Origin of the sequence: Helicobacter pylori, from assembly GCF_021062735.1 — a bacterium.
GTDB classification, from domain to species: domain Bacteria; phylum Campylobacterota; class Campylobacteria; order Campylobacterales; family Helicobacteraceae; genus Helicobacter; species Helicobacter pylori_DN.
In genome coordinates, this window is record NZ_JAHXLB010000014.1 from 15,039 (window position 1) to 36,578 (window position 21,540).

The 21,540-nt window shown below is 40.0% G+C and carries 16 protein-coding genes and 1 pseudogene; 13 read left to right on the plus strand and 4 right to left on the minus strand.

The features are described 5' to 3' along the window. Positions 1-56: 56 nt before the first annotated feature. The 4 genes and pseudogenes from KX581_RS06575 to KX581_RS06590 form a co-directional block, all read right to left on the minus strand. Positions 57-2,446 (minus strand): annotated as a pseudogene (locus KX581_RS06575) (molybdopterin guanine dinucleotide-containing S/N-oxide reductase). A gap of 102 nt (positions 2,447-2,548) precedes the next feature. Beyond that, complete coding sequence (locus KX581_RS06580) at positions 2,549-3,139, minus strand: DUF3972 domain-containing protein (protein ID WP_180606048.1); 591 nt, start codon at positions 3,137-3,139, stop codon at positions 2,549-2,551. A gap of 25 nt (positions 3,140-3,164) precedes the next feature. Then, the gene (locus tag KX581_RS06585) at positions 3,165-4,487 is read right to left on the minus strand and encodes an aminotransferase class V-fold PLP-dependent enzyme (protein ID WP_120872756.1); all 1,323 of its coding nucleotides are present in this window, start codon (positions 4,485-4,487) and stop codon (positions 3,165-3,167) included. An 18-nt stretch (positions 4,488-4,505) separates the two neighbouring features. Continuing rightward, positions 4,506-4,820: a histidine triad nucleotide-binding protein gene (locus tag KX581_RS06590; protein ID WP_001100331.1), complete on the minus strand. Its 315-nt coding sequence runs from the start codon at positions 4,818-4,820 to the stop codon at positions 4,506-4,508. 80 nt (positions 4,821-4,900) lie between these two features. On the opposite strand from KX581_RS06590, the gene pheS reads away from it, so the two are divergent. The 13 genes from pheS (at position 4,901) to cheW (ending at position 21,446) form a co-directional block, all read left to right on the plus strand. Beyond that, positions 4,901-5,887, plus strand: a complete 987-nt coding sequence (pheS, locus tag KX581_RS06595) for a phenylalanine--tRNA ligase subunit alpha (protein ID WP_231175910.1) — start codon at positions 4,901-4,903, stop codon at positions 5,885-5,887. Next, positions 5,887-8,181: a phenylalanine--tRNA ligase subunit beta gene (gene pheT, locus KX581_RS06600; protein WP_231175911.1), complete on the plus strand. Its 2,295-nt coding sequence runs from the start codon at positions 5,887-5,889 to the stop codon at positions 8,179-8,181. The genes pheS and pheT overlap by 1 nt, the downstream gene beginning before the upstream one ends. Positions 8,182-8,196: 15 nt before the next feature. Continuing rightward, positions 8,197-9,486, plus strand: coding sequence for a 3-phosphoshikimate 1-carboxyvinyltransferase (gene aroA, locus KX581_RS06605; RefSeq protein ID WP_231175912.1), 1,290 nt, complete (start codon positions 8,197-8,199; stop codon positions 9,484-9,486). After that, positions 9,476-10,300 (plus strand): 4-hydroxy-3-methylbut-2-enyl diphosphate reductase, encoded by an 825-nt coding sequence (locus tag KX581_RS06610; protein WP_000403575.1) that lies wholly within the window; start codon positions 9,476-9,478, stop codon positions 10,298-10,300. The genes aroA and KX581_RS06610 overlap by 11 nt, the downstream gene beginning before the upstream one ends. 120 nt (positions 10,301-10,420) lie before the next feature. Further along, on the plus strand, positions 10,421-12,091 hold the full coding sequence (locus tag KX581_RS06615) for a 30S ribosomal protein S1 (RefSeq protein WP_231175913.1): 1,671 nt from the start codon (positions 10,421-10,423) through the stop codon (positions 12,089-12,091). Positions 12,092-12,119: 28 nt separating this feature from the next. Further along, entirely contained in the window at positions 12,120-12,653 is a 534-nt protein-coding gene (locus tag KX581_RS06620; RefSeq protein ID WP_120872768.1) for a hypothetical protein, read from the plus strand. A gap of 15 nt (positions 12,654-12,668) precedes the next feature. Continuing rightward, on the plus strand, positions 12,669-14,243 hold the full coding sequence (gene serA / locus KX581_RS06625) for a phosphoglycerate dehydrogenase (protein WP_120872770.1): 1,575 nt from the start codon (positions 12,669-12,671) through the stop codon (positions 14,241-14,243). Between the two features lie 9 nt (positions 14,244-14,252). Further along, entirely contained in the window at positions 14,253-16,103 is a 1,851-nt protein-coding gene (locus KX581_RS06630; protein WP_231175914.1) for a menaquinone biosynthesis decarboxylase, read from the plus strand. A 9-nt stretch (positions 16,104-16,112) separates the two neighbouring features. Continuing rightward, a complete protein-coding gene (locus KX581_RS06635) occupies positions 16,113-16,781 on the plus strand; it encodes a YggS family pyridoxal phosphate-dependent enzyme (RefSeq protein ID WP_231175915.1) in 669 nt (222 codons plus the stop codon). Position 16,782: 1 nt separating this feature from the next. Continuing rightward, a complete protein-coding gene (locus KX581_RS06640) occupies positions 16,783-17,541 on the plus strand; it encodes a UDP-2,3-diacylglucosamine diphosphatase (RefSeq protein WP_180629630.1) in 759 nt (252 codons plus the stop codon). Positions 17,542-17,544: 3 nt separating this feature from the next. Beyond that, positions 17,545-18,483, plus strand: a complete 939-nt coding sequence (gene cheV3 / locus KX581_RS06645; RefSeq protein WP_231175916.1) for a chemotaxis protein CheV3 — start codon at positions 17,545-17,547, stop codon at positions 18,481-18,483. Between the two features lie 57 nt (positions 18,484-18,540). Further along, positions 18,541-20,952, plus strand: coding sequence for a chemotaxis histidine kinase/response regulator CheAY2 (cheAY2, locus tag KX581_RS06650; RefSeq protein ID WP_231175917.1), 2,412 nt, complete (start codon positions 18,541-18,543; stop codon positions 20,950-20,952). Next, the gene (cheW, locus tag KX581_RS06655; protein WP_000070770.1) at positions 20,949-21,446 is read left to right on the plus strand and encodes a chemotaxis protein CheW; all 498 of its coding nucleotides are present in this window, start codon (positions 20,949-20,951) and stop codon (positions 21,444-21,446) included. Before cheAY2 ends, cheW begins: the two co-directional genes overlap by 4 nt. Positions 21,447-21,540 lie beyond the last annotated feature (94 nt).

The window sequence follows — 21,540 nt, forward strand, 5'->3', positions numbered from 1 at the left end:
AGTCTTTAGTGCTTAAGTCTTTCTAAAACACTCTCATGCTAGTATTTTCACTCCGTTTAAACCCCAATGATGCTTGGTGTTGAAATGGAATGATAGGGTTTGACTAGTTCATACCTTCTGAGTCTTCTAATATTAACTAAGGCGGTATTGGCTGAAATGGCTTGTGTCATGCTGCTTGTGGGGCGTAAAGAAGTGAGCGTATTCACATGCCCTGCATTGCATCGTGGGTTTCTAACCCTCTCATCTTCTGGGTCATACCACGCCCCTTTTTGGATACTCAAAACCCCTTGACGGATATTCTTAGTTACAAACGCCCCTGCTAACAACCTCCCCCTAGCGTTAAACACTTCCACGATTTCACCATGCCTAATGCCTAATTTATTAGCGTCTAGTTCGTTGATCATTACAGGCTCTCTGCCTTGAATTTTATACACATTCCTAACCCAAGTGTTATCAAGCTGTGAATTGACACGGTATTTTGGGTGCGGAGAGATCAAATGGAACGGATAAATCTCAGCCATTTTAGAGCCTAGCCACTCAGCTGGCTCAAACCAAGTAGGATGCCCTTTAAAATCAGCCAGTTTAAAATCCGTGCATTTTTGAGAAAAAATTTGAATTTTCCCGCTCTCTGTATCCAGTTTATTACTAATAGGGTCTTGCCTGAATTTCGCATGACGCACAAACTTTCTCGCATTTTCAGGGATTTCAAACTCCACAAAGCCATCCCTCCAAAATTGATCAAACGATTTCAAAGTAGGGCCATCGCTTTTTTCATAAAGGCCCTTAATCCATTCCATGTAACTCTTAGATTCAGTGAATTTCTGCTCTGTTTCATTGCCCCCAATGCGCAAAGCAAGCTGTCTGAAAATCTCATAATCGTCTTTGGATTCATAAACAGGCTCTACCACTTTACGCATGGCATAAACCACATTCTTAGAATAACTCCCTCCAAAAGTAATATCATCTCTTTCCATAGTGCTAGTGGAAGCAAAGACAATATCAGCAAATTTCGCTGTAGGCGTCCACCAAGGCTCATGCACGATCACGCAATCTAAGGTTCTTAAAGCACGAATCAGCTCGTTTGTATCAGCTTCATGCCCTAATAAATCCGCCCCACAATTATAAATCATTTTGATTTTAGGTAATTGGAGTTTTTTACCCATAAAATCAATTTCTTTATCCGGATTTAAAATCGCTTCAGAAATTCTAGATGCTGGAATAACGCTTTTTACAGAATTATGCCCTTGCGAAATCATAGGAACAATTCTTGCCCCAGAGCTTGCTTGAGCGTTCCCTCCATAATGCATAGAAAAGCCAAAGCCCCCACCCGATAAGCCCACTTGACCAATCATGCTGGCTAAAACAATTAACGCCCAATCCGGTTGCTCGCCATGCTGAGCTCTTTGCATGGCCCAATTGCCCGCTAAAAAAGTGCGCTTAGAGACAAATAAATCCGCTAATTCTTTGATTTTTTCTGCGCTCACTCCAGTGATTTGAGACGCCCATTCTAAATTCTTAGGCGCATTATCGCTCTCTCCTAGCAAATAGGGTAAAAATTTATCAAAACCATCAGTGTATTTAGCGATAAACGCTTTATCGTATTGATTGCTTGTATAAAGATAATGCATCATGCCTAGCATTAACGCTACATCAGTATTAGGGCGAATGGGTATCCATTCAGCACTAAAGGCTTGAGCGGTTTCGGTATAAATGGGATCAATACTAATGAATTTAATACCGGCTCTTTTATACTTAGGGTAGTAGCTGTCATTGACATGGTTTGGCACAAAATAATCAATGCGGTTGCACTTGAATAAATCCGCCCCCCACATGACATACACCTTACAATTTTTAATCATCTCTTCATGCGTGGTTTGTTGCGAATAAACTTCCATATCCCCTACAATCATAGGGTTTATTCTTGCAGCCGCGCCATTGCCATATTCCCCATCAGTGCCAATAGCCCCCCTAAAGTCGTATTAAAAAAACGCCATGTTAAATGATGGCAACGATGCAAGCTGCCCGCATGCCCCCAACCACCATAACTGGCATTATAAATGTTTTCTTTAGGGATTTCTTTAAGCTTTTTAGCCGCTAAATCCAACGCCACATCCCAACTCACGCGCACAAACTCTTCTCTCCCGCGCAATTCTTTGTGGTTTTTTTTGTTTTCTAAAAAGCTCTTACGCACGCAAGGATACTTCACCCTACTATCTGAATATACCCTATCTGCCATCGCTTTTAACATCATAGTGGGGTTATAATCGCTCTTTTGGGGGACAATATCTTTAATCACTCCATTTTGAACCTTTGCGATAAAGGGGCCAAAATGCGTTGCATGCGGAATGGATTCTACTTTTTCAAAAACACCAACAGCTTTCAAAACATTAGTGCTAGCGAGCGCGATGGGGACTTTTGTTAGGATACTTCTGCGTGAGATGGACATGGTTCTCCTTCAAGCTTGCATTCTGTTAAAACACCCCAAATTCTAACATAGATTCACCTAAAATTACCGCTAATAAGCCCTCAGCATGGGCGTTAATTTAAACTACTTTTTATTCACGCTGCTCATGTCAGCGACTTTCCCCCACATCAAGCGGTATTTCCTCTTCATAAATTCAATTTCTTCCCTCGCTTGATTGAGTTCATCGCACAAAAGATCGATGGTTTTTTTATCTTCTTCATAGACTTCTTGCATAGAGATTAAAGCGTCTTTTAAAAACATGTTTTCATTTTTAAAGGCTGAAATCGTTTCATCTTTAGCGTTAATGACCTTATCATGCAAGTTTAAAATCGTGTTAATGGTTTTTTCCACAAACACAGGCTCTAAAGAACGCCCGTTCATATCCATAGAAATCAAATTATTTTCTACCTTTTTGATTAGAGCGTTTGTCCCGCTGCTCGCATCAATTAAGAGCTTGTTGTGGCTTATTTTGCTCTTGATTTTACCAAGATTCACTAATTCTAAAATCCTTTCTTTAGGAAGCCCTGAAAGGCGGCTAAATTCTTCTAATTCAAGCCATGCTAAGGTGCTCAAATCTTCTAAAACCACCGGCTCTTTAGACTCTTTTTCTTTATCCTCTACCTCTTGTTCATTTTGTTGTGTCGCTTGCGCTTTATTCAAATCTAAAATATCCAAATTTTTCCTTAAAAATAGTTTTAGCTTAACGCAATTTTTTAACCGCTTTTTTCAAGCTGTCTAGCAAATAATCAATATCGTTTATGGAATGCGTGAAGTGCAAGCTCACCCTAAGCCATCCGGGTTTAGCGTTAAAATCGCTTGACTTTTGAGCGTTAAGATTCAATAAATCATGCCCATAAGGCCCCGCGCAAGAGCAACCTGCCCGGGTCTCAATAGCGTATTCATAGCTTAAAACTCTCGCTAAATCATAGGGCGAAATCCCTCCAATATTAAAAGCCACTACCCCCACACGACTCGCTGTTAAATTCCCATAGATATTAATAGCGGGCAAGTCTTTTAAGCCATGCATAAGCACTCTTAAAAGGTTGTTTTCTTTCTTGTGGATAAAATCCAAACCGCATTCATCTCTTAATTGATACGCTAGAGCGCTCCTGTAAAATTGCAACAACCCTGGCGTGCCAAACTCTTCTCTTAAAGGCAATTCATCAATAAATTCATGCCGTGTGCGATTAGCGTATTTGATCACACCCCCTGCACTAAAGCTCGGGGCGATCTGCGTGTCAATCAAATCTTTAGAAATGCCTAAAAGCCCGCACCCTCCAATGCCCCCCAAAAGCTTATGAGGCGCATAAAAACCGGTTTGGTATTCGCAATCTTTAGGGTTAGCATGCGCACTAAAATTCGCTAAATCCAAAGCCAAAGCGGCCTGATATTTCTTACACAACAATGAAACTTCTTTTAAGGGCGTAAGCAGCCCCGTTACATTAGAAGCCGCACTTATAGAAACCAAGCTGTTAGGGGATTTTTTTAAAGTTTGCTCTAAAATTTCTAAATCCAATAAGCCATGTTCATTCAAAGGGATACGCACCACTTCACACAAGCCTTCACGCCAGCTGATTTCATTAGAATGATGCTCATAAGGCCCTACAATCACACGCTTTAAAGCCATATCTTTCAAATACGGCTCTAAATTTTTCTTCGTTTTTGAAGGGATGCACACCCCTAAAATTTCTTGAAATTTCTTAATCGCTGAGCTCGCCCCATACCCCGCGCTCAAGACGCAATAAGCATCGCTCAAATTTAAAGAACGCTTTAACTTTTCTTGGCACTCTTTTAAAAGCATGCCCATTAAAATCGCATGTTTAGAAGCGACAGAATGAGCGTTCGCGTAATAAGGCAGTAAGGATTTCACGCGCTTTTCCACTAAAACGCTCGCTAAACCTGAAGCCCCCCAATCAAAATAAGACACCCCTTTTTTTAAAATAATACTGGATTTAACCTGCTCTAAAGGACTTTCATTAGGGTTGAGCAAGGGAGCGAAACTCCTATTTAAAAACGCTTGCATGAAATACCACCAACGCTTTTAATGTTTATCCCCACTTAAAATATGAAAATGCAAATGCATCACCTCTTGCCCGGCGTTTTTACCCACATTCGTTAAAAGCTTGTAACCTTTCTCTTTGATGCCTAATTTTTCCACCACTTCAAAAATAAAACTTGTCATTTGAGCCATAAGCTCTGGGGTGATGCCATTAAAATCCTGAATGCTTTGTTTGGGGATCACTAATGCATGCACTTTAGCTTTAGGGTTAATGTCATAAAAGGATAAAAAACGCTCGTTTTCTAAAATCTTAGAACAAGGGATTTCGCCTTTGATTATTTTTTCAAACACATTCATGCTTTTTTGCTCCCTTTTAAGGTTTTTCTTTTATTAAAGTTGTATTATAGCTTTTTAAAAATAAAATATAAGGATCGTTATTGCACACCTTAATAGAGCGATTAGAAAAGGTTACTAATAGCAAAGAGTTAGAAGAAGCACGCTTGAACGCTTTGGGTAAAAAAGGGGTTTTTGCGGATAAATTCAACCAGCTCAAACATCTGAACGGCGGAGAAAAAAACGCCTTTGCTAAAGAAATTCACCATTATAAACAAGCGTTTGAAAAAGCCTTTGAATTGAAAAAAAAGGCTATTTTGGAGCTTGAATTAGAAGAACGCTTGAAACAAGAAAAAATTGATGTGAGTTTGTTTAACGCTATCAAAACAAGCTCTTCTCACCCTTTAAACTACACTAAAAATAAAATCATTGAATTTTTTACCCCATTAGGATACAAGCTTGAAATCGGCTCTTTAGTGGAAGATGATTTCCATAATTTCAGCGCTTTAAACTTGCCCCCTTACCATCCTGCAAGAGACATGCAAGACACTTTCTATTTTAAAGATCACAAGCTTTTAAGGACCCATACTTCGCCCGTGCAAATCCACACCATGCAAGAACAAACCCCACCCATTAAGATGATTTGTTTAGGCGAAACCTTTAGACGCGATTATGATTTGACCCACACGCCCATGTTCCATCAAATTGAAGGGCTTGTCGTGGATCAAAAAGGGAATATCCGTTTCACGCACTTAAAGGGCGTGATCGAAGACTTTTTGCATTATTTCTTTGGCGGCGTGCAATTAAGGTGGCGCTCTAGCTTTTTCCCTTTCACAGAGCCAAGCGCTGAAGTGGATATTAGTTGCGTGTTTTGCAAGCAAGAAGGCTGTAGGGTTTGCTCGCACACAGGCTGGCTAGAAGTGTTGGGTTGTGGCATGGTCAATAATGCGGTGTTTGAAGCCATAGGGTATGAGAATGTGAGCGGGTTTGCCTTTGGCATGGGGATTGAAAGATTGGCCATGCTGACTTGCCAAATCAATGATTTGCGCAGTTTCTTTGAAACTGATTTGAGGGTGTTGGAGAGCTTTTAATGAAACTGAGTGTCAATGATTTGAGCGTTTTTGTCAATACGCCTAAAGATATAGCCAAACTCTGTGAGGATTTGAGCTGCTTAGGTTTAGAAGTGGAGAGCTGTATGCTTTGTGTCGCTCCTAAAAATGTGGTTGTTGGTAAAGTTTTAGAAAAAGCCCCCCATAAAAACGCTGAAAAGCTCAGCGTGTGTCAAGTGGATGTGGGCAAGGAAGTGTTACAAATCGTGTGTGGGGCTAAAAATGTCGCGCCAAACCAATTCGTGCCAGTCGCTTTAAATGGGGCGCTAATCGGCTCAACCACCATCGCTAAAACGGAGCTTAGGGGGGTTGAAAGCTGCGGCATGATTTGTTCTAGCACCGAATTGGGATTCCCTAAAATCAATGATGGCATCTTGGAATTAGATGAGAGTGTTGGGGAGTTGGTTTTGGGGAAGGAATTGAATGAATACGCCCCTTTCAACACGCATGTTTTAGAAATTTCATTGACCCCCAATCGTGGGGATTGCTTGAGCGTTTTAGGCGTTGCTAGAGAGGTTAGCGCGTTTTACCACACGCCCCTAAAGCCTATTAAGGCTTTAAATTTTACGCCAACAAGCGATTTGATCACACTTAGTGCGGACAAAAATATTGAATCGCATTTGGCTTATTATTTGGTTTGCAATCATTCTTTAAAAACCCCTTTAAATGTCAAACTTTCGCTCGCTCATAATAACGCCTTAAGCGAGAACGATCTAAACAATTTCATAGAATTTAGCATGCATTTTAGTGGGGTAATAATGAACGCTTATAGCCTGAATATAACCCCTATTGATTTGAGTGTGAAAAACGATGAAAACAACCTTGAAAGCGTTTATATCAACCATCAAAAACGCTCCACTATCGCTATAAAGCATCAAGATCAAAAAGATTTGAGCGAGCATTTGCTTTTAGAAGCGAGCTATATTGATCCGATAAGCCTGTCTTTAAAATTACACGCCCTAAAAGATAAAACGCTTCAAAAAGACAACGCCCTTATTTATAGGAGCGCTAGGGGGAGCAACCCTAATTTATCAGACGGCTTGAATTTTTTAAGCGCTCATTTGAAAGCGGCGATTTTAGAAAGCAAACAGACCCAGCATTCTTTAAAAGATCGCACCCTTAAATTCCAACTTGAAGACATTACCGAAATTTTGGGGCTTGCTGTAGAGGAAGAAAAAATTCAAGGCATTTTAAAAAGTTTAGGCTTTAAAGTTAGCGTAAAAGAGCCAAACTCAAAACCCCCAATTTTAGAGGTTGTTGTGCCAAAATTCAGGCATGACATTAAAACGATCCAAGATATTGCTGAAGAAATCTTACGCTTTGTAGGGATTGATAATCTAGTCTCAAAGCCTCTTAATTGCATCAGTAATAAAAATTCAAACCCCCATTATGACACGCACCGCTTTTTTGAAAACCTTAAACACAAGGCTCTCGCTTGCGGTTTTAAAGAAGTCATTCATTATGTGTTTTATTCTAAAGAAAAGCAGCAAAAACTAGGCTTTGAAGTTTTAGAAGATCCCCTAGAATTGCAAAACCCTATCACAACGGAGTTAAACACCCTGAGAACGAGCCTTGTTTGCGGGCTTTTAGACGCCAGTTTAAGGAATAAAAATTTAGGGTTTAAAAGCATAGCCCTTTATGAAAAGGGGAGTGTGTATAACTCTAAAAGAGAGGAGATCCAAAAACTAGGCTTTTTAGCGAGCGGCTTACAAAAAAAAGAAAGCTACCCTGACACTAAAGGCAAGGCTTGGGATTTTTACTCTTTTGCCGAATGCGTTTCAAAAGTTATAGGAGATTTCAGCTTGGAAAAACTAAACGCTCAAACCCCCATTAACCACCCCTACCAGAGCGCTAAAATCATTCAAAATCATGAAATCATAGGCGTAATCGCTAAAATCCACCCCAAAGCGATCCAAGAATTAGATTTGTTTGAAAGCTATTACGCTGAGATAGACGCTTCTAAACTCAAACGCCCTGCCATGCTGTTAAAACCCTTTAGCATTTACCCTAGCAGTGTGAGGGATTTGACTCTCATCATTGATGAAAACACCGCTTTTAGTGGGATTAAAAAAGCCCTAAAGAACGCTCAAATCCCTAATTTAAGCGAGATTCTACCCCTTGATATTTTTAAAGAAAGCGATAACACCATAGCCTTAAGTCTGCGTTGCGTGATCCATTCTTTAGAAAAAACCCTGAATGATGAAGAGGTCAATTCAGCCGTGCAAAAAGCGCTTGAAATTTTAGAAAAAGAATTTAACGCCCGCCTTAAGGGATAATATAAAGGATAATATGTGATAGAGCTTGACATTAACGCTAGCGATAAATCGCTCTCGCACAGAGCCGTTATTTTTAGCCTACTCGCTCAAAAGCCTTGTTTCGTGCGGAATTTTTTAATGGGAGAAGATTGTTTAAGCTCTTTAGAAATCGCTCAAAATTTAGGGGCTAAAGTGGAAAATACCGCCAAAAATTCTTTTAAAATCACACCCCCAACAACTATAAAGGAGCCTAACAAGATTTTAAATTGCAACAATTCTGGCACAACCATGCGTTTATACAGCGGGCTTTTAAGCGCTCAAAAAGGGCTTTTTGTTTTAAGCGGGGACAATTCCTTAAACGCGCGCCCCATGAAAAGAATCATTAAACCTTTGAAGGATTTTGGGGCAAAGATTTTAGGGAGAGAGGATAACCATTTCGCCCCCTTAGTGATCTTAGGGAGTCCTTTAAAAGCTTGTCATTATGAAAGCCCTATCGCTTCAGCTCAAGTCAAAAGCGCTTTTATTTTAAGCGCCTTACAAGCTCAAGGCGCAAGCACTTATAAAGAAAGCGAGCTTAGCCGTAACCACACAGAAATCATGCTTAAAAGTTTAGGGGCTAACATTCACAATCAAGACGGCGTTTTAAAAATTTCACCCCTAGAAAAACCCCTAGAAGCTTTTGATTTTACCATAGCTAATGATCCGTCTAGCGCGTTTTTTTTCGCTCTCGCTTGTGCGATTACGCCAAAAAGTCGCCTTCTTTTAAAAAGTGTCTTGCTCAACCCCACTCGCATAGAAGCGTTTGAGGTTTTGAAAAAAATGGGCGCTTCCATAGAGTATGCGATTCAATCCAAAGATTTAGAAATTATTGGCGATATTTACATAGAGCATGCCCCTTTAAAAGCGATCAATATTGATCAAAATATCGCCAGTCTTATTGATGAAATCCCTGCTTTGAGTGTCGCTATGCTTTTTGCAAAAGGCAAAAGCATGGTTAAAAACGCTAAAGATTTACGAGCCAAAGAAAGCGATAGGATTAAAGCGGTTGTTTCTAATTTCAAAGCTTTAGGGATTGAGTGCGAAGAGTTTGAAGACGGGTTTTACATAGAGGGATTAGAAGATATAAGCCCATTAAAACAGCGCTTTTCTAGGATTAAACCCCCCCTTATCAAAAGCTTCAATGATCACAGGATTGCGATGAGTTTTGCTGTTTTAACTTTAGCGTTGCCTTTAGAAATTGATAATTTAGAATGCGCAAACATTTCTTTCCCGCAATTCAAACACTTACTCAATCAATTCAAAAAAGGGAGTTTTAATGGAAATTAAAATGGCTAAGGATTATGGTTTTTGCTTTGGCGTCAAAAGAGCGATACAAATCGCTGAAAAAAATCAAAACAGCTTGATTTTTGGCTCGCTCATTCATAACGCTAAAGAAATCAATCGTTTGGAAAAAAATTTCAATGTGAAAATTGAAGAAGACCCTAAAAAAATCCCTAAAAATAAGAGCGTGATCATAAGAACCCATGGCATTCCTAAGCAGGATTTAGAATACTTGAAAAACAAGGGGGTCAAAATCACTGATGCGACTTGCCCGTATGTGATCAAGCCTCAGCAAATTGTGGAATCCATGAGTAAAGAAGGGTATCAAATCGTGCTTTTTGGGGATATTAACCACCCTGAAGTCAAGGGCGTGATCAGCTATGCCACTAACCAGGCTTTAGTCGTCAATTCGTTAGAAGAATTACAAGAAAAAAAGCTCCAACGGAAAGTGGCTTTAGTCTCTCAAACCACCAAACAAACCCCAAAACTCTTGCAAATCGCTTCTTATTTGGTGGAAAGATGCACTGAAGTGCGTATTTTTAACACGATTTGTAACGCTACTTCCTACAACCAAAAAGCCGCTTTGGATTTGAGTAAGGAAGTGGATATTATGATAGTCGTGGGCGGTAAGACTTCTTCAAACACCAAACAGCTCTTAAGCATCGCCAAACAGCATTGCAAAGACAGCTACTTGGTAGAAGATGAAAACGAATTAGAGTTAGCGTGGTTTAAGGATAAAAAATTGTGCGGGATTACCGCTGGGGCTTCCACGCCGGACTGGATTATAGAAAATGTCAAGCAAAAAATCAGCACGATTTAACACATTTTGAAAATTTTCTTTTAAAAAACCGCTAATTGTTAGTTTTTAAACGATTTTGTAAGCCAAAAAAGGATACAATACCCTTAAGGATTTTATATTTATTTTATAGTAAGGCAATCAATGAGCAAGATAGCAGATGATCAGAACTTTAATGACGAGGAGGAAAACTTCGCAAAACTCTTTAAAAAAGAATTAGAAAAAGAAGAAACCCTAGAAAAAGGCACTATTAAACAAGGGCTAATCGTTTCCATCAATGAGAATGATGGTTATGCCATGGTGAGCGTGGGCGGTAAGACAGAAGGTCGTTTGGCTTTGAGTGAGATCACCGATGAAAAGGGGCAGTTGCTGTATCAAAAAAATGACCCCATTGTCGTGCATGTGTCCGAGAAAGGTGAACACCCTAGCGTTTCCTACAAAAAGGCCATTTCCCAACAAAAGATTCAGGCTAAAATTGAAGAATTGGGCGAAAACTATGAAAACGCCATTATTGAAGGCAAGATCGTAGGCAAGAATAAAGGGGGTTATATCGTGGAGTCTCAAGGCGTGGAGTATTTTCTCTCCCGCTCGCACTCTTCTTTAAAGAATGACGCAAACCATATCGGCAAACGCATTAAAGCGTGCATCATTCGTGTGGATAAGGAAAACCATTCTATCAATATTTCTCGCAAACGATTCTTTGAAGTCAATGACAAACGGCAGCTTGAGGTTTCTAAAGAATTGTTAGAAGCTACAGAGCCGGTGTTAGGGGTTGTGCGCCAGATCACCCCTTTTGGCATTTTTGTAGAAGCTAAGGGGATTGAGGGCTTGGTCCATTATTCTGAAATCAGCCATAAAGGGCCAGTCAATCCTGAAAAATACTACAAAGAGGGCCATGAAGTCTATGTCAAAGCCATCGCTTATGATGCAGAAAAAAGACGCCTTTCACTCTCCATAAAAGCGACCATAGAAGACCCATGGGAAGAGATCCAAGACAAGCTAAAACCCGGATACGCCATTAAGGTGGTGGTGAGCAATATTGAACATTACGGGGTGTTTGTGGATATTGGTAATGATATTGAAGGCTTTTTGCATGTTTCTGAAATCTCTTGGGATAAAAATGTCAGCCACCCTAGCCATTACTTGAGCGTGGGGCAAGAGATTGATGTGAAGATCATTGACATTGATCCTAAAAACCGCCGCTTAAGGGTTTCTTTAAAGCAACTCACTAACAGGCCTTTTGATGTTTTTGAATCCAAACACCAAGTAGGAGACATTATAGAAGGCAAAGTGGCGACTTTAACGGATTTTGGGGCGTTTTTGAATTTGGGTGGGGTGGATGGTTTGCTCCACAATCACGACGCTTTTTGGGATAAAGATAAAAAATGCAAAGACCACTATAAAATTGGCGATGTGATCAAAGTCAAAATCCTTAAAATCAACAAAAAAGATAAAAAGATTTCTTTGAGTGCGAAGCACTTGGTTACTTCCCCTACAGAAGAATTCGCTCAAAAGCATAAAACAGACAGCGTGATTCAAGGCAAAGTGGTGAGTATTAAGGATTTTGGCGTTTTCATTAATGCTGATGGCATTGATGTGCTGATCAAAAATGAAGATTTGAACCCCTTGAAAAAAGATGAAATCAAAATGGGGCAGGAAATCACATGCGTGGTGGTTGCGATTGAAAAATCTAATAACAAGGTGCGCGCTTCTGTGCATAGGTTAGAGCGCAAAAAAGAAAAAGAAGAATTGCAAGCTTTTAACACGAGCGATGATAAAATGACTTTAGGGGATATTCTTAAAGAAAAACTCTAAAGAGCGATTTTAAAAGCATGAGAATGGCATGAGATTTAAGGGTGTTGTTGCTTTTATTTCCCTAGCTGTCGCTCTTGGCGTTTTAGCCTATTTATTTTTAAGCGTTAAAAAAGAAATGCCCGCTACTTCTCATGCGATCTCTCAAACAAATGAAGGCCTCTCTCAAACAGATGCAAAAAGCCATGAAATCAACCTAGAAGAAAGCCCCAATAATCCTAATACCCCTAACGATGAAAAAGCCTCCCATAACGAAGAAGATCGCAATAACGCCCTTTCTCAAAACCTTGATGCGCAAGAATCTATCAATTACCCTGTTATAGAGCATCATTTTGAAATCCCTTTTGAAGAAAAAAAAAGGGAATATTCAAAGCTTATCATTAAGGATTTAAAGGACTATCAATGGTGGTGTTTAAAAGAAATCCTTAAAAAAGAACGAATTGATTACGCTTACGATAACACCAAAAACCAATCCAATCTCATCATCTATTTAGATGAAAATAAAAAAGAACGCTTGCTGGCTGATTTAGACTATTATAAAATACGCTATCATGCTGTTTTTTAAATTCAAAGGATAAAAATGTATCAAGTAGCCATTTGCGACCCCATCCATGCTAAAGGCATTCAAATTTTAGAAGCTCAAAAAGACATTGTCTTGCATGATTATTCCAAATGCCCCAAAAATGAGCTTTTAGGAAAACTCACTCCCATGGATGCCCTCATCACTCGTAGCATGACCCCTATCACAAGCGATTTTTTAAAGCCCTTAACCCACTTAAAATCCATCGTAAGAGCGGGCGTGGGAGTGGATAATATTGATTTAGAAAGCTGCTCTCAAAAAGGCATTGTGGTGATGAATATCCCTACTGCTAACACGATTGCCGCTGTGGAATTAACCATGGCGCATTTGATCAATGCAGTGCGCTCGTTCCCTTGCGCGAACGATCAAATCAAACACCAACGGCTATGGAAAAGAGAAGATTGGTATGGCACGGAATTGAAAAATAAAAAGTTGGGCATCATTGGTTTTGGAAACATTGGCTCTAGGGTGGGCATTAGGGCTAAAGCCTTTGAAATGGAAGTCCTAGCCTATGATCCTTATATCCCTTCTTCAAAAGCCACTGATTTAGGGGTCATTTACACAAAAAATTTTGAAGATATTTTGCAATGCGATATGATCACTATCCACACCCCTAAAAATAAAGAAACCATTAACATGATAGGCGCTAAAGAGATTGAACGCATGAAAAAAGGGGTTATTTTGATCAATTGCGCTAGAGGGGGGCTTTATAATGAAGACGCCCTTTATGAAGCTTTAGAAACCAAAAAAGTGCGTTGGCTTGGCATTGATGTCTTTTCTAAAGAGCCTGGCATTCATAACAAGCTTTTAGACTTACCTAATGTGTATGCGACCCCCCATATTGGCGCGAACACTTTAGAGTCCCAAGAAGAAATTTCCAAACAAGCCGCTCAAGGGGTTATGGAATCTTTAAGGGGTTCAAGCCATCCGCATGCTTTGAATTTACCCATGCAAGCTTTTGATGCAAACGCAAAAGCCTACTTGAATTTAGCGCAAAAACTGGGTTATTTTTCCAGTCAAATCCATAAGGGCGTGTGCCAAAAAATTGAACTCAGTCTTTGTGGGGAGATTAACCAATTTAAAGATGCCCTTGTAGCCTTTACGTTAGTGGGGGTGTTAAAACCCGTTGTAGGGGATAAAATCAATTACATTAACGCCCCCTTTGTGGCCAAAGAAAGAGGCATTGAGGTTAAGGTTAGCCTTAAAGAAAGCGCTTCGCCCTATAAAAACATGCTCTCTTTAACTCTAAATGCGGCTAATGGTTCAATCAGCGTGAGCGGCACGGTGTTTGAAGAAGATATTTTAAAACTCACTGAGATTGATGGGTTTCATATTGATATAGAGCCAAAGGGTAAAATGCTTCTATTTAGGAATACAGATATTCCAGGCGTTATTGGGAGTGTGGGGAATGCGTTCGCTAGGCATGGCATTAACATCGCTGATTTTCGTTTGGGGCGTAACACGCAAAAAGAAGCCTTAGCGCTCATTATTGTAGATGAAGAAGTTTCTTTGGAAGTTTTAGAAGAGCTTAAAAACATTCCTGCATGCTTAAGCGTTCATTATGTGGTTATTTAAGGTAGTTGGATGCGAGATTTTTTAAAGCTTTTAAAAAAACATGATGAATTAGAGATCATTGACACCCCCCTTGAAGTGGATTTGGAAATCGCTCATCTAGCCTATATAGAAGCGAAAAAACCTAATGGAGGCAAAGCCCTTTTATTCACGCAACCCATAAGAAAAGGGCATGACCAGATCAAAACCTTTGGCATGCCGGTTTTAATGAACGCTTTTGGTTCTTTCAAACGCTTAGATCTTTTATTAAAAACCCCCATAGAAAGCCTGCAACAACGCATGCAAGCGCTCTTGCACTTTAGCGCTCCTAAAAATTTCACTGAGGGTTTGAAAGTCTTAAAAGATTTATGGGATTTAAGACACATTTTCCCTAAAAAAACCACTCGCCCTAAAGATCTCATCATCAAGCAAGATAAAGAAGTCAATTTGTGGGATCTACCCGTTTTAAAAACTTGGGAAAAAGATGGCGGGGCTTTTATCACTATGGGGCAAGTCTATACCCAAAGCCTAGATCATAAAAAAAAGAATTTAGGCATGTACCGCTTGCAAGTTTATGATAAAAACCATTTAGGCTTGCACTGGCAAATCCATAAAGACTCCCAACTCTTTTTCCACGAATACGCTAAAGCTAAAGTCAAAATGCCTGTCAGTATCGCTATTGGTGGGGATTTACTCTACACATGGTGCGCGACAGCCCCCCTACCTTATGGGATTTATGAACTCATGCTCTATGGGTTTATGAGAGGAAAAAAAGCACGCGTGATGCCATGCTTGAGCAATCCTTTGAGCGTGCCAAGCGATTGCGATATTGTGATAGAAGGGTTTGTGGATTGCGAAAAATTAGAGCTTGAAGGGCCTTTTGGGGATCACACTGGCTATTATACCCCCATTGAGCCTTACCCTGTTTTAGAAGTCAAAACCATTAGCTATAAAAAAGATTCCATTTACTTAGCCACTGTGGTGGGTAAGCCCCCTTTAGAAGACAAATACATGGGGTATTTGACTGAACGCTTGTTCTTGCCCTTGCTTCAAATGAACGCCCCCAATCTCATAGATTATTACATGCCAGAAAATGGGGTGTTTCATAATTTGATTTTAGCCAAAATACACACGCGCTATAACGCTCATGCCAAGCAAGTCATGCATGCTTTTTGGGGTGTGGGGCAGATGAGTTTTGTCAAACATGCGATTTTTGTCAATGAAGACGCTCCTAATCTAAGGGACACCAACGCTATCATTGAGTATATACTGGAAAATTTTTCTAAAGAAAACGCGCTCATCTCTCAAGGCATATGCGACGCCTTAGATCATGCAAGCCCTGAATACGCTATGGGAGGGAAACTCGGTATTGATGCGACCTCTAAAAGCAATACCCCCCACCCCACGCTTTTAAACGATAACGCCTTATTAGCGCTTTTACAAGATAAAATGCCAAATATCGTTCTTTTGAAGCAATATTACCCGCACACCCGTAACCCCATTTGCGTCATTAGCGTGGAAAAAAAAGACAAAAGCGTCATTGAATTGGCTAAAAACTTGCTCGGTTTTGAAGAGCATTTACGCATTGTCATCTTTGTAGAGCATACCAGCAACGATTTGAACAACCCTTACATGCTGTTATGGCGCATCGTTAATAATATTGATGCCAAGCGCGATATCCTCACCTCTAAACATTGTTTTTTTATAGACGCTACCAATAAGGGCGTTATGGATAAACATTTTAGAGAATGGCCCACCGAAACCAATTGCTCCATGGAAGTCATAGAAAATTTGAAAAAGAAAGGGCTTTTAAAAGATTTTGAAACTTTAAATCAAAAATTCCACCTCACGCATTCTTTTAGCACGCATAAAGAAGATCTATAAAGAAGAGCTATGACAGATTATAGCCAAAGGATTGATACCCTCATCGCAAAAATAGAAAAGGCTCGCATCGCCTATTCAAGGCACCACATTGTAAAAATCGTGGCTGTTTCAAAAAACGCTTCCTTAGAAGCCATTCAAAATTACTACAACTGCTCTCAAAGGGCTTTTGGAGAAAATAAAGTTCAAGATTTAAAAATCAAAATGCATTCTTTAGAGCATTTACCCCTTGAATGGCACATGATAGGCTCTTTACAAGAGAATAAAATCAATGCGCTTTTGAGTTTAAAGCCCGCTCTTTTGCATTCTTTAGACTCCTTAAAACTCGCTTTGAAGATAGAAAAGCGTTGCGAAATGTTGGGCGTCAATTTAAACGCTCTTTTACAGGTTAATAGCGCGTATGAGGAAAGTAAAAGCGGGGTGATGCCTGAAGAAACGCTAGAAGTTTATTCTCAAATCAGTGAAACTTGCAAGCATCTCAAACTTAAGGGGCTTATGTGTATAGGGGCTCATGCTGATAATGAAAAGGAAATTGAAAAATCCTTCATCACCACCAAAAAGCTTTTTGACCGATTAAAGAACGCGAGCGTTCTTTCAATGGGCATGAGTTGTGATTTTGAATTAGCGATTGCTTGCGGGGCGAATCTTTTAAGGATTGGCTCTTTTTTGTTCAAAGAGTAAGATGCTAGAAACTTATGCGCTTAAAAGTGGGGCTGTTTTTATCTCTGATGCGCATTTTTTGCCCAAAAGCCCTCATTTAATCAACACGCTTAAAGAACTTTTATGCGCCAAACCCCCACAAGTCTTTTTCATGGGCGATATTTTCCATGTTCTTGTGGGCTATTTACCCCTAGACAAAGAGCAACAAAAAATCATTGATTTAATCCATGCGTTAAGCGAAATTTCACAAGTCTTTTATTTTGAAGGTAACCATGATTTTTCCATGCGTTTTGTATTCAATTCCAAAGTGATGGTTTTTGAGCGCCAAAACCAACCCGTATTATTCCAATACGATAACAAACGCTTTTTGCTAGCCCATGGGGATTTATTCATTACTAAAGCGTATGAATTTTACATCACGCAGCTCACTTCCACTTGGGCTAGATTTTTTTTAACTTTTTTAAATTTTGCGAGCTTTAAAACCTTATACCCTTTTTTGAAAAAACGCATCTATCAAAAACCCGTCCGCCTTTGGGAATTAGAGCCAAAAGAATTGCAATCTTTTATTGAAAAGCGCCTAAAAACCTATCAAAACTACATTAAAAATCTTAACATTGGTAACATTGACGGCATTATAGAGGGGCATTTTCATCTCAAAAGCGGTGTAAAAATCCCCTTGAATGCGCCCATTTACTGCCCACTGCCCTCCTTTTATTACGAACAAAGCCTTTTTAAGGTATCATCAAGCGTTTTAGAACCATCTCAAAATAAGGACGCCTAAATCATGGCAGAAAAAACAGCTAACGATTTAAAACTAAGCGAGATAGAACTCGTGGATTTTCGTATTTATGGCATGCAAGAGGGCGTCCCTTATGAGGGGATTTATGGCATTAATGTGGCTAAAGTCCAAGAAATCATCCCCATGCCCACCCTTTTTGAATACCCCACGAATTTGGATTACATTATCGGTGTGTTTGATTTGCGCTCCACGATCATTCCGCTTATAGACTTGGCTAAATGGATAGGGATTGTCCCGGATAAAAGCAAGGAAAACGAAAAAATCGTCATTATCACTGAATTTAACAATGTCAAATTGGGCTTTTTAGTCCATTCCGCTAGGCGCATCAGGCGCATTAGCTGGAAAGATGTGGAGCCTGCATCCTTTAGTGCATCTAATAGCATCAATAAGGAAAATATCACCGGCACCACGCGCATTGAAAACGACAAAACCCTGCTCATTTTGGATTTAGAAAGCATTTTAGACGATTTAAAGCTTAATGAAGACGCTAAAAACACTAAAGATACCCCTAATAAAGAGCGTTTTGAAGGCGAAGTGTTGTTTTTAGACGATAGCAGAACGGCGAGAAAAACCTTAAAAAACCATTTGAGCAAATTGGGTTTTAGCATCACGGAAGCTGTGGATGGGGAAGACGGGCTGAACAAATTAGAAATGTTATTCAAAAAATACGGGGACGATTTGAGGAAACATTTGAAATTCATTATTTCAGATGTTGAAATGCCTAAAATGGATGGCTATCATTTCTTATTCAAGCTCCAAAAAGACCCTAGGTTTGCTTATATTCCTGTGATTTTTAATTCTTCTATTTGCGATAATTACAGCGCTGAAAGGGCTAAAGAAATGGGGGCTGTAGCGTATTTAGTCAAGTTTGACGCAGAAAAATTCACCGAAGAAATTTCTAAGATTTTAGACAAGAATGCGTAATTCTTTTTATAAAATTGTAAAATACTCTTATCTCAAACGCTAAAAAGGGGTTTTAAAATGGATGATTTGCAAGAAATAATGGAAGACTTCTTGATTGAAGCCTTTGAAATGAACGAGCAGTTGGATCAGGATTTAGTGGAATTGGAGCATAACCCTGAGGATTTGGACTTGCTCAATCGCATTTTTAGAGTCGCTCATACTATTAAAGGCTCTAGCTCGTTTTTGAATCTCAACATTCTCACGCATCTCACGCACAACATGGAAGATGTCCTAAATCGCGCCAGAAAGGGTGAAATCAAAATCACGCCTGATATTATGGATGTCGTGTTGCGTTCCATTGATTTGATGAAAACCTTGCTCGTAACGATTAGAGATACCGGATCAGATACCAATAACGGCAAGGAAAACGAGATTGAAGAAGTAGTCAAACAGCTTCAAGCCATCACGAGTCAAAATTTAGAGGGCGCTAAAGAAACTTCAGAAGCTAAAGAAGCCCCCCAAAAAGAAGCAAAAGAAGAAAATAAAAAAGAAAATCAGACAGAAACAAAAACCCCTACTGCAGAAAATCCCGCAAGCGATAACCCGCTAGCCGATGAGCCGGATTTGGATTATTCCAACATGAGCGCTGAAGAAGTGGAAGCGGAAATTGAACGCCTACTTAACAAGCGCCAAGAAGCCGATAAAGAGCGAAGAGCTCAAAAAAAACAAGAAGCCAAACAAGAAGTTACCCCAACAAAAGAAGCCCCTAAAACCGAAACCCCCAAAGCCCCTAAAACCGAAACTAAAGCTAAGGCTAAAGCCGATACTGAAGAAAATAAAGCCCCCTCTATTGGCGTGGAGCAAACCGTTAGGGTGGATGTGCGCCGCTTGGATCACTTGATGAATTTAATCGGTGAGCTTGTGTTAGGAAAAAATCGCTTGATCAGGATTTATAGCGATGTGGAAGAACGCTATGATGGGGAAAAGTTTTTAGAGGAATTAAACCAGGTGGTTTCTTCTATTTCAGCGGTAACGACAGACTTGCAGCTTGCGGTGATGAAAACCCGTATGCAACCAGTGGGCAAGGTGTTCAATAAATTCCCTCGCATGGTAAGGGATTTGAGCCGGGAATTAGGCAAGAGCATTGAATTAATCATTGAGGGCGAAGAAACCGAATTAGACAAATCCATTGTAGAAGAGATTGGCGATCCGCTCATCCACATTATCCGCAACTCATGCGATCATGGGATTGAGCCTTTAGAAGAAAGAAGAAGGCTTAACAAGCCTGAAACCGGTAAAGTGCAATTGAGCGCGTATAATGAGGGTAACCACATTGTGATCAAAATCTCTGATGATGGCAAGGGGTTAGACCCTGTGATGCTTAAAGAAAAAGCGATTGAAAAAGGGGTGATTAGCGAAAGAGACGCTGAAGGCATGAGCGATAGGGAAGCGTTTAACCTCATTTTCAAGCCAGGCTTTTCTACCGCAAAAGTCGTTTCCAATGTCTCAGGCAGGGGCGTTGGCATGGATGTGGTGAAAACCAATATTGAAAAGCTCAATGGGATCATTGAAATTGATTCAGAAGTGGGGGTAGGCACGACTCAAAAGCTTAAAATCCCTCTCACTCTGGCTATCATTCAAGCTTTACTCGTGGGCGTTCAAGAAGAATACTACGCTATCCCGCTTTCTTCAGTTTTAGAAACCGTGCGCATCAGCCAAGATGAAATCTACACCGTTGATGGCAAGAGCGTGTTGCGTTTGAGAGATGAGGTGCTTTCTTTGGTGCGCCTTTCTGATATTTTTAAAGTGGATGCTATTTTGGAATCCAACTCAGATGTGTATGTGGTCATCATTGGCTTAGCCGATCAAAAAATTGGCGTGATCGTGGATTATTTGATCGGTCAAGAAGAAGTGGTCATCAAATCTTTAGGCTACTACCTTAAAAACACTAGAGGCATTGCTGGTGCTACGGTGAGAGGCGATGGGAAAATCACCCTTATTGTAGATGTGGGGGCGATGATGGATATGGCAAAAAGCATCAAGGTCAATATCACTACCTTAATGAATGAATCCGAAAACACGAAGAGCAAAAATTCTCCTAGCGATTACATTGTCTTAGCGATTGATGACAGCAGCACGGACAGAGCGATTATCCGCAAATGTTTAAAACCATTAGGCATCACGCTTTTAGAAGCCACTAACGGGTTAGAGGGCTTAGAAATGCTTAAAAATGGCGATAAGATTCCGGACGCTATTTTAGTGGATATTGAAATGCCTAAAATGGATGGCTACACTTTCGCTTCTGAAGTGCGTAAATACAATAAATTCAAAAACCTGCCTTTGATCGCAGTAACCAGTCGGGTAACCAAAACCGATAGGATGCGCGGCGTTGAATCCGGCATGACTGAATACATCACCAAACCTTATAGCGGTGAGTATTTAACCACCGTAGTGAAGCGCAGCATTAAATTAGAAGGAGGCGAATCGTGAGCAATCAATTGAAAGATTTATTTGAAAGACAAAAAGAAGCTAGTGTGGGTTCTAAACAAGAAGACAATGAAGAAATTTTGCAATTCATTGGCTTTATTATTGGCGATGAAGAATACGCCATTCCTATTTTGAATATTTTAGAAATCGTCAAACCCATTGGTTACACACGAGTCCCTGAAACCCCAAACTATGTGCTTGGCGTGTTCAATTTAAGAGGTAATGTATTCCCTTTGATCAGCTTGCGCCTAAAGTTTGGCTTGAAGGCTGAAAAACAAAATAAAGACACTCGTTATTTGGTGGTGCGCCATAACGATCAGATCGCTGGGTTTTTCATTGATCGCTTAACCGAAGCCATTCGCATCAAGCAAACCGATATTGACCCGGTGCCAGAAACCTTGAGCGATAACAATAATTTAACTTATGGTATTGGGAAACAAAACGACAGACTCGTAACCATTTTAAGAGTGGAAGAAATCTTAAAGAAAGACTTCTAAAAATTTTAGTTTATCCATAGCCCCTATGGGCTTTGAGAAAGACTTTTCCCGTTAAAAAGCTTGATTAAAATCAAGCGATAACCTTAGCGTTTGA